Consider the following 12,058-nt stretch of genomic DNA (forward strand, 5'->3'; position numbering starts at 1 on the left):
GATGATGCAATTCGCGTTCGAATCGATCGCCTGCGTTCGTGTGTCCGTCACCCAAACGACGAACTCGATGACGATTCAGCGACGCGTCGGTGCGCTTCGAGACGCATTGATCGACCGCGGTGGTCTCGAGGAGGTATTCGTCGTTGGAAACGCAGCCGTCCTTGACGCCTACGTCCGAGGTTCCGGGCCGGAGATCATCGACGAGCTTCGAGCGGAGGTCGAGATTCGGAACGGTACATTCCCGGGAATCCATAACGATGCTGTCCACCCCGTCGGTGACGTCGACGTGTTCGTTGGAATCGAAGCCGTCGACCGCCTGTTCGCTCGAGCAGCACGTACCGACACCCTCGACGCGACCAGCCACCGTTCGGCCGGGAGCATCCCCGAAGCATACGTCCAGGCGCGGCGATCAGGGAAGCTCACCGGGCCGCTGGCACGACTCGTCAGGTGCGCATGTCGTGTGCACCGGCGGGTTCGATCGGGAGCCAGTCCAGAACGCGTCGTTCACCGGGAACGTGGTCGTCTTGTCGGCGAGTTTGAACCAACCGTACAGACGGCCGTCCTCGAGGACGTTCACGAGCACGCAGAAGAAGTCAAACGGCGCGAGGTCGAACGGGCACGGCGGATGCTTACGGCGGCGGACGGCCTGACCTCCGAACAAGAACGCGTTCTCGAAGGACTCGCCGCTACGTTGGTTGATCGTCTCGTCACTGAGCGGCTTGCTTGCCACCTCGAGCGGAGCCCAGTGGGGAAGGTCGACGACGAACACTCGAGGACGTCGGGCAGGCCGAGAACACAGTTAAGCGAGTCGCTTGCGGCGATCTTCGAACTGTTCGAATTCGAGGTGAGCGAGGCCGACCGCGACCGCGAGTTCACGAACGATCACACGAGCAACCGGATAGAGGGGGAGTCGTGACCGGGTCGCCGTCGTCTACTCGTTGGGGGCACGGGTCGGTGCTCGCCGCCGCCGGAATCGTTCTACTCGCCCATCCGGCGTACGTGAGTTCCCTGTCGGTCTACCCGGGGACGGACTGGGGATTCCTCCCGCTGTTTCACGCCGCGTTCACCGCGCTCGGATTGCTCGCGGTCTCGGCTGGTGGGCTTCTCGTACGTCACGGACGGATCGTTCCGCCAACGCGGGAACTACTCGTCGTCACAACAGTTACGGCCGTGGCCGTTCCGCTGTACGGCATCGTTCTCCTTCAGACGTACGGCACTAGTGGCCCCATCATGGAGGGGTACGGCATTAAACGAGCGTTCGTCGGCGGTCTTGTCGTGGGCTCGTTCCTCATCGGCTTCAGCCTCTCGAGTCGGCGATGGCGAGCGGCGGCGGCTGGTGGTGCCATCCCATCTGTTCCGGCTGCGTTCGTCGCCTTCGAGTGGGTACTCGTCGTTCTCGAGTATCGACCCGGTGCGCTTCTCGGCCCGGTCGTCGATGTCTGGTTTCTCTTGACAGCCGCACCCCTGCTCGAGATCCCGTACCTCGGGACGGGAATCCTTCTCGTTGCGGGGACACTCGGCTTCTGGATGGGCGTTCCGGCGAAACGTGCTACACCCGAGTCGAACCGTCGCGAGTCCGCATCCGGTAACGGCCACTCCTGACACGGACGCCACGAGTCGTCACACTCCTTCCGTGAACCATCGGCCGTCTCCGATAGCTGCGGCGAATCCGAGAGGGTGAATAAAACGCGACCACTGTCAATTCAACGGTCGGAGACGGTTGTCTCGGTGACGTCGGCGCCGTCACGGGTACCAATGGGGTCGGAGGTCTCCCTCTCGAGACGCTCGAACAGGTCGTCGTGGATTTCGGGTACTTCGTCGGTTCCCTCCTCGTTCGGTACCTCGATACGGATCACGAACTGTATCGCATCGATGTACTCGCCACGATGAACCTGAAACAGTCTCGCACAGCCACAGTCGAGCCACTCGAGCGCCCAGTCGATAAGCCAGGATTCGTGGTCGTACACCGGTTTTTGGTGTGTGTAGACCAGTTCGTACCGGTAGCTCCCGTGGGAATTCATGGGAGTAATACTCCCCCTACCAGTATGGGCCACTCAACCGATGGATCGCTATATCGCGGTAAGACCATAATTATTTGCAGGTGACAGTAAGCAGTGAGTGTACCCCTCTATACTACACCCGTTTTTGTAGCGACCGCATCTACTCAAACGGATATCGAACGCGAGCAAACGTGCCCGAACCGTTAGACGTTGCCCTGTCGGTATCGATAGTCACCGCTCCAGTGGTCGCATCGATCGGGGAGGTTCACCCCTTCGACGGCTGGGGTTGGTCTCAGTCGCTCACGAGTGACCGAACAAGCGTGACCTCGGCGGCGTTGAGACGTTGTGATACCGCAGACCGTGAGATGTCGAGACGATCTGCGAGTACCTCGAGGTCAGCCTGCCGCGGGCAGTCGTAATAGCCGAGTTCAACGGCGAGATCGACTGCCTCACGTTGTTTGTCCGTTATTTTGGAGGTGTTGATCTCGAATCGGCTTTCTTCATCAGTACAGGTTCTCGTGAGCCGTTCGAGATGAACGGATGCATCGATATCCCTGAGAGAGTTGACAATGTCGGTAAGTACCTCCCGTTCTTTGACGATAACCGAGACAACGAAGGAACCGTTCCGAACTGACGTGACCGTGAAGATGCACTCGTACTCGGAGGCCGCCGTACAGATGCACGAAGACTCCATCTCTGCGGAGATGAACGACGTCTGTTCGACCGCACGGTCTTCCGTACGCACTTCGCAGTAACAGGTGTGACACTCGGATTCGTCGCTCACGATGTTCTGTGAGATGATCGTTGAGTCGTTTGCTTCGCGGATGATCGGACAGAAAGAGTTGGCGGGCGGTTTGATCAGTAACGTGGCTCGAAGGGGGTTTACTTCTGTCTCGTGTAAAGAACCGGGAGCAGACTGACCCATAGATAACGTTGTGCGCAAACTATGGATATGTCTTCAGGGACGTTCCTACGACATGGGAATGATGCACAGATTCAGATCACCGATACGCATCTGGAACGGGTGGCGTCAAGCTCGTGGGAGACCGTGTATGACGGGATCCTCCCAGCCGCACTCATGGGGTTCGTTGTAGTCTCTTACGTAACTGCTTCGCCGGCTACCAGGGATCGGGAGTCGTCGCCATTGTCATGCAGTTATTGGCGCTATCCCGAGGTATGAGTGAGCGTGAATGGGAAGGGACGCAGTCACGACCGACAGCGAAGCCGACCCCACGCGCGACCGTCGAGTACGGCCCGGACGGCGTGACCGTCCACGGGATGAGCGACCGGGTCGACGAAGACGACGCTCCCGTCGCCCTCGAGGTGTTCAAACAGGTGACGGGCCAGCGGTTGCCCGACAAGCCATTCGGAACCCATCGAGCGACGGTACATCAGTTCGAGCACGTCCTCGTCGTCCACTACCCCAACCAGGAAGACGCGGCGACTGCGGAAGCCGACGCACCGAAACGGGGGACCGTCGCGACGTTCGACGCGGAGGCAGCCGAGCAACCGTTGACGGCCCTCGTCGAGGCGACGGTTCGAGCGACTCGGTAGCGATCAGCACGCTCCACGAATCCGGTGCCGGCTTCGAGGTGTTCCCAGGGCGTGGGAATCAACTGGGTTTATCATCGGTACGGGGACGCTATCTCCAGTCGGTGATCGGATGACATGGACTATCGTCGTCGGCGTGAAGCAAGTTCCCGATGCGGCTGAGGTCGGGATCGATCCCGATACCGGGCGACTGGATCGGGCGAACGCTCCCGCCGTCATGAACCCGCCGGACAGAGACGCCCTCGAGGCAGCCCTCTCGATCAAAGATGAAGTAGACGCTCGCATCGTCGCGATGACGATGGGGCCACCGATGGCGACGCCCGTCCTCGAGGAAGCGATTGCGATGGGGTGTGACGACGCCGTGTTGATCACCGATCGCGCCTTCGCTGGCAGTGACACGTGGCCGACGAGCCTGACGCTCGCGAAAGCAGCCGAGAAACTCGGCGCCGACATCGTCCTCGCCGGTGAGGAAACGACTGACTCCTCGACGGGGCAGGTGCCCCCCGGGATCGCCGCCCACAACGGCTGGGCACAGCTCACCTACGTCGAAGCCATCGAGCCACGACCCGAGGAGAACCGACTGGTCGCAACACGTGACGTCGAAGGCGGCTACGAACGTGTCGCTGCCGACCTCCCGGTGGTCGTCGCCGTCGCCTACGGCGAGTTCGAACCACGACCCGCCGGCCTCCACCGCAAGATCTACGCCGAGAACGACTTCGAGCCGATCGAGTGGACGGCCGAGGATCTGGGTATCGAGGACGAGGTCGGACTCGACGTCTCGCCGACCTCCGTCGGTGGCATGGAGACCGTCCAGCCGGTCGAACGCAAGGGCGAGGTAGTCGAGGAGATCGGCGATCTGGCCGACCCAATTACGGAGGTGCTCTCATGAGCGAGCAGAACGACGCCGGAATCGACGTCGAGGAGTACGAAGACGTCTGGGTCTTCGTCGAAGAGCACGCTGGCGAGGTAATGCCCGTCTCCTGGGAACTCCTCGCGGAGGGCAAGAAGCTCACCGAGAAGACTGGCGAGAACCTCGTCGCCCTCGTCATCGGCGAGGATCTCGAGAACGTCGCCGAGGAGGCGCTCGAGCGCGGCGCTGACCGCGTGCTCGTCGCCGACGACCCGGTGTTCGAACCGTATCGGGCCGACCCCTACGGGGCGCAGTTTCGGGCGATGGTCGAGGAGCGAAAGCCCTCGATCGTCCTCATCGGCGGCACCCACACCGGCCGCGACTTCGCCGGCCGGGTCGCCGTCCCGACCCACGCCGGTCTCACGGCGGACGTGACCGAGATCGACGTCGACGACGACGGGCTGTTGCAGGCCCGCCGACCCGCTTTCGGCGGCGACATCCTCGCGACGATTCTCTGTGAGGAACACCGGCCGCAGATGGCGACGATCCGACCTGGCGTCTTCGAGCCGGGTGAGTCCGACCCAGACGCCGACGACGGCCGAACGGCCGACGACGAGGCGATCATCCCGGTCGACGTCGTCGTCGACGAAGCCGACACGATCAGCGAGGTGCTCGAGCGTGAGGTCGGCGACACGGCCGATATCACCGAAGCCGAGCGCATCGTCGCCGTCGGCGCCGGCGTCGAGGGCGACCTCGGGCCCGCGATCGAACTGGCCGAGGCGCTCGACGCCGAACTCGCCGCGAGCCGCGCGGCCGTGGACGAGGGCTGGGTCGACGGCTCGAGACAGGTCGGCCAGACGGGAAAAACCGTCCGACCGGAGCTGTACGTCGCTCTCGGCATCAGCGGGGCGATTCAGCACATCGAGGGCATGAACAAATCGGGCACGGTGATCGCGGTCAACACCGACCCGAACGCGCCGATCTTCGAGCACGCGGACTACGGCATCGTCGGCGACTTCGCCGACGTCTGTCCAGAGCTCGCGGCAACGTTGGCTGACCGTGACCTGACGGAGGTGGTACAATGACCGATCAACAACTCGCAGACGGCGCACAGCTCCTCGACGAGCGAGCGGGCGACGCCGCCCTCGAGGCACCGAACTACGACAACGACTTCGACGTGATCATCGTCGGGGCCGGCCTCGCCGGAACCGCCGCAGCCCTGACGCTGGCAAATCGGGGGCTCGAGCCCCTGCTCATCGAGCGCGGAACGTACCCGGGCGCGAAGAACGTCTTCGGCGGCGTGCTCTACACGCCGACCATTCGTGAACTGACGGATCTGGACTCGGCACCGCTCGAGCGCTACATCGCCGAGAAGCGCTTCAGCATGCTGAGCCACGACGACGAGACGGCCGTCTCCCTCAAACCGGGCGCGTGGAACCGCGAACCGCACAACGATTCCTACACGGTCTTGCGCGGAGACTTCGATCGGTGGTTCGCCGAGCAGGCCGTCGAGGCCGGCGCGACGCTCGTGACCGAAACGACGGTCACCGGCGTCGTCCGAGAGGGCGGCGGCATCGTCGGCGTCCAGACCGACCGACCCGACGGCGAGATCCGTGCTCCCTACGTCGTCCTCGCCGAGGGGGCGAACTCGCTGGTGAGCGAAGGCGCGAACCTCAAGGAGACCGAATCCCGGAAGAACATCGCTGTCGCCGCCAAGGAAGTCCTCGAGTTCCCGGGGAACGACACGGCCATCGAAGACCGGTTCCGACTGGTCGGCGACGCCGGTGTCTCCTACCACTACTTCGGCGAGGGGGCCGTCGGCGAAGCCTACGGTGGTGGTTTCATCTACACGAACGGCGACACGGTGAGCGTCGGGGTGGCCTACAGCCTCGACGACGCCGCGACAAAACGCCAGTCGCCAGAGTCGACGCTGAACCTGTTCAAGAGCCATCCGGCCGTGGCCCCACTGCTCAGGGGTGCGCGTACCGTGGAGTACAGCGCCAAGACGATTCCGGAAGGCGGCGCCGAGTCGATGCCCGACCTCGTCCACGACGGGGCCGTCATCGTCGGCGACGCCGCAGGGCTGGTACTCAACAACGGCGTCCACCTCGAGGGGACGAACATGGCCGTCGAGAGCGGCTACTACGCCGGTTCGGCCATCGCCGAGGCGGCACAGAAGGGGCAGACTGGTGCGGAAGCACTCGAGTCTTATCCCGACCGGCTCGAGAACTCCTTCGTCGTGCAGAACCTCGAGCGCTACGCCTGGCTCCAGGAGCGCGTCGAGGAGGATCGCGAACTCCTGTTCGAGCAGTTGCCCCGGGCGATTGCGGACGCGAGCACGGAGTACTTCAGGATGGATCGCTCGCCCAAAGCAACCCACGCGAACGCCGCCAAACAGCGGGTGTTCGACACCCTCGGCGGCTGGACGGGCGCAATGAAGCTGGCGCTGCGATACCGAAAACTGGTGAAATAAGATGAGTGTAACCCCACAGGTTCCCGAGATCGAGAACGCATCGATGGAAGATCGCCTCTACACGGTCAAGTACGACGACCCGGGTGAGTCCCACCTCGACGTCAAAGTCCAGCGCATCTGTTCGGACTCGTGTGAGACCAGCGACTGCGTCTCCATCTGTCCGGCGGACGTCTGGCGACGCGAGGACGGCGAGGTGCCGACCATCGCCTACGAGAACTGCCTCGAGTGCTCGAGTTGCCGGTTCGCCTGCCCGTACGACAACGTTAGCTGGGAGTACCCCAAGACGGGGTCGGGTGTGACGTACAAACACGGGTGACGGTTGTCCGTTTTCGGTGTCCATATTCCGTCCCCCGTGTCCCGTATTCCTCATTCCGTTTCATCCCACACTGCTCGAGGCGTGTCTTCGAACATTGATCCCGAATCTGAATTCGTATTTCTGTTCCCGTTCTCGCTTCTGTTCCTGTGATCGTTCCCGTTCCCGACCAGTGGGAACGATCGACCGTATACATGCGTGTGTGGGGCATACACACGATCGAGGGCCCCGACCATGACAGACACGCTCACATCCCGACCAGGAACGACACGCGTCGCCTCGATCGAACAGGCCGCAGTCGCCGCCTACGACGCGCTCCGTGCGGCTGGCTGCACGGCGATCGAAACCGAACTCCCACACCAGACCCGCGGCACCTGGATCGTTCCGGCGACGACCGACGAGGGACGTCGCCACGTCCACATCGATCCTCGGACGGGAACGACCCGCATCTCCACCTGTCGAGACTGACTGACAGGCGTCGGCGCTGGTGGCGTTTTCAGTGATCGCTTCTTCTACTCCCGTCCGAATCGGCTCGAGCGCTGCCGGCTGTTTTGAAAAATACTCGAGCGAGCCCGCTCCAGAGCGGCGCTGATTCGCTGATTCCGATGAAACCGTCGTTGATCAGGGGAAGAAATATGTCGTGACTGCCGACACGACGGCTCGGCCGCGGCACGTATCAACAGTTATCGGGATGGCCCACGGCCGTACAGGTATGGCGGAGTTTTCCACTCGCGTCGAGGCAGTATCGATCAGCGGCATCCGCGAAGTGTTCGAGGCGGCCGGCGAGGATGCCATCAACCTCGGCATCGGCCAGCCGGATTTCCCGACCCCCGAACACGCACGGCAGGCGGCGATCGACGCCATCGAGTCGGGAAAAACCGACGCCTACACCTCCAACAAGGGCATTCTCCCCCTTCGAGAGGCGATCTCGGCAAAGTACGACCACGACTACGGCATCGACGTCGATCCCGGCGACGCCATCGTGACCGCCGGCGGGAGCGAAGCCCTTCACCTGGCGCTCGAGGCCCACGTCGATCCCGGCCAGGAGGTCATCTTCCCCGATCCTGGCTTCGTCGCCTACGATGCGCTGACGAAACTCGCCGGCGGGACGCCGAAGCCGGTCGACCTCCGCGAGGATCTGACCCTCGATCCGGCCGCCGTCGAGGAGGCGATTACCGAGGACACGGCGGTTTTCATCGTGAACAGTCCCGGCAACCCGACGGGCGCCGTCCAGAGCGAGGCCGACGTCCGCGAGTTCGCCCGCATTGCGGACGAACACGACGTGCTCTGTCTCTCCGACGAGGTGTACGAACACATCGTCTTCGACGGTGAGCACCACTCGCCGCTGGCGTACGCGAACACGGACAACGTCGTCGTCGTCAGCGCCTGCTCGAAGACGTACTCGATGACCGGCTGGCGACTCGGCTGGGTGATCGGCGCTAACTCACGGATCGAGCGCATGCTTCGCGTCCACCAGTACTGCCAGGCCTGTGCCTCCGCGCCGGCCCAGTACGCGGCCGAAGCCGCCCTCTCGGGCCCCCAGGACTGCGTCACCGAGATGCGCGACTCGTTCGAACGCCGTCGAGACGTCGTCCTCGAGGGCCTCGAGGCGGCCGGTCTCGAGGTGCCGACCCCCCAGGGGGCGTTCTACGCGATGCCGAAGGTGCCCGAGGGCTGGTGTGACGAGGTGCTCTCCCGTGGCGTCGTCGTCGTCCCCGGCGAGGCGTTCGGCGCGAACGGCGAGGGGTACGCCCGACTCTCGTACGCGACGGGCATGGACGACCTCGAGGAGGCGCTCGAGATCATGCAGGCGGCGACGGACGCGGTTCGATAGGCAAAACTACAGCTTCTGCTGTTTTTTACGCTACTTTCTATACCATTTTACTATAGCATTCATAGCTAAGGCGTGGGATGCGCTCGAGGCCGTCGATGCCAGGACTGACGGAGTCCGGACAGGCCGCTCACTCCGCGTCCTCGAGCACGTCCCGACACCGTTCGCGGGCAGCCGCGAGGTGTTCGTCGGCGTCGTCGTGGCCCGTTTCGTCGGCTTCCGCGAGCAGGTGCTCGACCTGTCGGATGCGTTTGCGGATCGTCGCCTCGTCGAGGTCGTTTTCGGCAGCGTCGCGGGCGACCGCCTCCGCCTCGCCGAGCCAGCGGTTCGTTCGGTGATCGATCGGAAGTTCGGCCGTCGCCTCGAGGTGGCGATAGATTGCATCGACGTGTGTCGTGAGGTCGTCCGTCTCGTCGCCGTTCGACGGTGGCGTCATACCCCCGTCTACAGTGGCCAAACCTGTGGCTGTTCGGGTTCGCTGGCCGGGGCTCGAGGTGCGTGAACCCAAAAAACGTGAGGTGAGGAGTTCGAAGGGAGAGGTGCGATAGAGTCGTCTCGCCAGTTATAGCAACCGGTCGACCGTCTCGAGCGCGTTCGTCCGACCGGCGCCGAAGTCGGGGTCGCTGCGGCCGTCCGTTCCCTCTGCGCCTCGGGCAATAGCACCCTCGACCCGCCGGGCGTTGCTCTCTGGCTCGAGTTCCCGGACGAGCGCGGCGAGTCCGGTTACCTGCGGGGCGGCCATCGAGGTGCCTGCTGCCCAGCCGTAGCTGCCGGGAACCGTCGAGTAGACGAGGTTGAGCGGGTAGGGCCACTCCACTTCGTCGGGATCTTCGATGAGCGTCTTCTCCTCGGTCTCGTACCCGCCTCCGGGTGCGCCGACGTCGATTTCGTTCGTTCCGTAGTTCGAGTAGAACGCTCGCTCGTCGTTCGGCGCGGTCGCGCTCACCGAGAGGACGCCCGAGAGGCTGTTCGGGAGGGTGAAAAAGCCCTCTTGCTGGAGGTTCGCGTCGGAGTTCCCGGCGGAGCCGACGAGGAGCGTTCCCGCACGCGTGACCGACTGTGCAACCGGTTCCATGATCCGTCGATACTGATCGGCGTTCGCCGCCGGCGGAATCGGTGCCGTGCCGATGCTCATGTTGGCGGCGTCGGAACCGATCGCGGCGGCGTACTCCATCCCGATGAGAATGTCACCGAAGGCCGCGCCACCCTCGTCGCCGAAGACGCGAATAGAGACGATGGTCGCGTCGGGGGCCGTCCCCAGCATTCCAACGCTGCCGTTGGCGGCGGCCGTTCCGGCGACGTGCGTGCCGTGAAAATCGACGTCACCTATGTGTTCGCTGATCGCGCCGCCGATGACCGAGACGCTCGCGTCTGTGTCGACCGTGAGATCCGGATGCGTATCGTCGACCCCGGTGTCGATGATGGCGACGGTTCGCCCGGCACCGGTCGCGTGGTCGTGGGCCTCGCGAACCTGCTGTACCTGCTTGTCCCAGAGAAATTCGTCGTACACCTGATCGATGCTGGATGTGCCGACGTCGGCCGACGCCTCAAGCGCCGGCGTCTCGAGTTCGAAGGCAAGATCCGGAAGGGCGAGGGAAACGCCCTGAACGGTCTCGAGGTCGGCGGCGGCATCCGCCGGGCCGTCGACGAGGAGCACTCGTCCGTCGGCGAGTTCCCATCGTACGTCGAATCCGGCAGCGGAAACGTTGTCCGCCGCATCCCCGTTCGTTCTGGTCAAATAGCGTGCCCGACCGTCGGACGCGCTCGCCAGTCCAGCGAACGTCATCGTTGCACCCAGTGCGCCAAGTCCCTGCAAAACAGATCGTCTGTTCGTGAATGTCATGTGTGTGAATCCCAACCGCGGGATGGTTCAAACGGGTCGACAATCACTATATAATTTATTACTTTACTCACGAAATGACTGGTATCAACAGGCGTAAGTAAGTGTCGAACACTCAGCACCGAAGGGGGTTCATCGCCCGCTGGTGCGTTCTCGCTGGTGTGGCGATACGAACCAGCCAGTGATGCCGTAATCAAATCCCTTGCCGGTTGTCAGACCTTTTCGTCACTCGAGCGATACGACTCCTGTATGGCCGATCAGTTACTGGTACTCAACAAGGATTCGGATACGATGTCGGTGCTCGACGCCGACACCGGCGAGACCGAGACCGTCGTCGAAACGGACTTCAACCCCCACGAGATCACCGTAACGCCGGACGGCGAGAAGACGTACGTCACCTGCTCGCTCGGCGGGTCGCTGCTCGTCTTCGACACCGACTCCTGGGAACTGTTCGAGCGCATCGAACACGAGGAGTTCGACTTCCCGCACGGACTCGCGATCCGCGAGGAGGCGGGCGAACTCTGGCTCGCTTCGACCTACAGCTCGCGGGTGTACGTTATCGACGTCGAGACCGACGAGATCCTCGAGCACTTCCCGACCCATCAGGACAAATCGCACATGGTGGCAATCACGCCCGACGAGGAACGGGCTTTCGTCGCCAACATCGGTAGTGAGAACGTGACGGCGATCGACTGTGAGACACGACGAATCCTGGGCGACCCGATGGTCGGTGAGGAGCCCGAAGGGATCGAGGTACACCCCGAAGCTGGACTCCTGGTGGCGAATCAGGAAGACGGCTTGCTTTCGGTACTCGATCCGGACAGTCTCGAGACGACCGGCCGGGCGCTCCTCGGTGAGAACCCGATCCGAGTCGTCTCCTCCCCCGACGGGCGACACGTGCTCGTTCCGAACCGCGAAGGCAACGACGTCTCGTTGATCGACACCCAGCACGTACGCGACGGCGAACGACGACCGTGGGAGATCGCCCGCATCCCGGTGGGCATCTGGCCCGGAGGCACGGTGTTCGCCCCCGATGGTGAACGGGCGTTCGTCGCCAACAACAAGACCAACGATGTGAGCGTCATCGACTGCGAATCCTGGTCGGAGGTCGAACGCTACGATACCGAGGTACACCCCGACGGGATTGCCTACCTCAACCGGTGACGACGGCTGAACGCTCCGTCTCGAGGACTGAACGCT

The 12,058-nt window shown here is 63.3% G+C and carries 14 protein-coding genes; 10 read left to right on the forward strand and 4 right to left on the reverse strand.

From position 1 onward, the window contains the following. Positions 1-4: 4 nt before the first annotated feature. The gene (locus tag NGM68_RS14565) at positions 5-916 is read left to right on the forward strand and encodes a hypothetical protein (protein ID WP_252698962.1); all 912 of its coding nucleotides are present in this window, start codon (positions 5-7) and stop codon (positions 914-916) included. After that, complete coding sequence (locus NGM68_RS14570) at positions 913-1,602, forward strand: hypothetical protein (RefSeq protein ID WP_252698963.1); 690 nt, start codon at positions 913-915, stop codon at positions 1,600-1,602. Before NGM68_RS14565 ends, NGM68_RS14570 begins: the two co-directional genes overlap by 4 nt. A gap of 101 nt (positions 1,603-1,703) precedes the next feature. On the opposite strand, the gene NGM68_RS14575 is transcribed toward NGM68_RS14570, so the two are convergent. Next, positions 1,704-2,021, reverse strand: a complete 318-nt coding sequence (locus tag NGM68_RS14575) for a hypothetical protein (RefSeq protein WP_252698964.1) — start codon at positions 2,019-2,021, stop codon at positions 1,704-1,706. A gap of 271 nt (positions 2,022-2,292) precedes the next feature. After that, positions 2,293-2,925, reverse strand: coding sequence for a helix-turn-helix domain-containing protein (locus NGM68_RS14580; protein WP_252698965.1), 633 nt, complete (start codon positions 2,923-2,925; stop codon positions 2,293-2,295). A gap of 251 nt (positions 2,926-3,176) precedes the next feature. Here NGM68_RS14580 and NGM68_RS14585 point away from each other — a divergent pair, with 251 nt between their 5' ends. The 7 genes from NGM68_RS14585 (at position 3,177) to NGM68_RS14615 (ending at position 9,021) form a co-directional block, all read left to right on the forward strand. Continuing rightward, positions 3,177-3,554: a DUF7522 family protein gene (locus NGM68_RS14585; protein WP_252698966.1), complete on the forward strand. Its 378-nt coding sequence runs from the start codon at positions 3,177-3,179 to the stop codon at positions 3,552-3,554. Positions 3,555-3,663: 109 nt separating this feature from the next. Then, positions 3,664-4,440 (forward strand): electron transfer flavoprotein subunit beta/FixA family protein, encoded by a 777-nt coding sequence (locus NGM68_RS14590; RefSeq protein ID WP_252698967.1) that lies wholly within the window; start codon positions 3,664-3,666, stop codon positions 4,438-4,440. Continuing rightward, positions 4,437-5,486, forward strand: a complete 1,050-nt coding sequence (locus NGM68_RS14595) for an electron transfer flavoprotein subunit alpha/FixB family protein (RefSeq protein WP_252698968.1) — start codon at positions 4,437-4,439, stop codon at positions 5,484-5,486. Before NGM68_RS14590 ends, NGM68_RS14595 begins: the two co-directional genes overlap by 4 nt. Beyond that, a complete protein-coding gene (locus NGM68_RS14600; RefSeq protein WP_252698969.1) occupies positions 5,483-6,874 on the forward strand; it encodes an FAD-dependent oxidoreductase in 1,392 nt (463 codons plus the stop codon). The genes NGM68_RS14595 and NGM68_RS14600 overlap by 4 nt, the downstream gene beginning before the upstream one ends. Before the next feature lies 1 nt (position 6,875). Further along, on the forward strand, positions 6,876-7,190 hold the full coding sequence (locus NGM68_RS14605) for a ferredoxin family protein (RefSeq protein ID WP_252698970.1): 315 nt from the start codon (positions 6,876-6,878) through the stop codon (positions 7,188-7,190). Between the two features lie 231 nt (positions 7,191-7,421). Continuing rightward, entirely contained in the window at positions 7,422-7,655 is a 234-nt protein-coding gene (locus NGM68_RS14610) for a hypothetical protein (protein WP_252698971.1), read from the forward strand. A gap of 244 nt (positions 7,656-7,899) precedes the next feature. Continuing rightward, a complete protein-coding gene (locus NGM68_RS14615) occupies positions 7,900-9,021 on the forward strand; it encodes a pyridoxal phosphate-dependent aminotransferase (protein WP_252698972.1) in 1,122 nt (373 codons plus the stop codon). Between the two features lie 127 nt (positions 9,022-9,148). Here the strand turns inward: NGM68_RS14615 and NGM68_RS14620 are convergent, their stop codons facing one another. Together NGM68_RS14620 and NGM68_RS14625 are read right to left on the reverse strand one after the other, a co-directional pair. Further along, positions 9,149-9,454 (reverse strand): DUF8152 family protein, encoded by a 306-nt coding sequence (locus NGM68_RS14620; RefSeq protein ID WP_252698973.1) that lies wholly within the window; start codon positions 9,452-9,454, stop codon positions 9,149-9,151. 126 nt (positions 9,455-9,580) lie between these two features. Then, positions 9,581-10,804, reverse strand: coding sequence for a S8 family peptidase (locus tag NGM68_RS14625; protein WP_252698974.1), 1,224 nt, complete (start codon positions 10,802-10,804; stop codon positions 9,581-9,583). A 303-nt stretch (positions 10,805-11,107) separates the two neighbouring features. Between NGM68_RS14625 and NGM68_RS14630 the strand changes: the two genes are divergently transcribed. After that, on the forward strand, positions 11,108-12,022 hold the full coding sequence (locus NGM68_RS14630) for a beta-propeller fold lactonase family protein (RefSeq protein WP_252698975.1): 915 nt from the start codon (positions 11,108-11,110) through the stop codon (positions 12,020-12,022). The last annotated feature ends 36 nt before the right edge of the window (positions 12,023-12,058 follow it).

Origin of the sequence: Natronosalvus vescus (assembly GCF_023973145.1) — an archaeon.
GTDB classification, from domain to species: Archaea; Halobacteriota; Halobacteria; order Halobacteriales; family Natrialbaceae; genus Natronosalvus; species Natronosalvus vescus.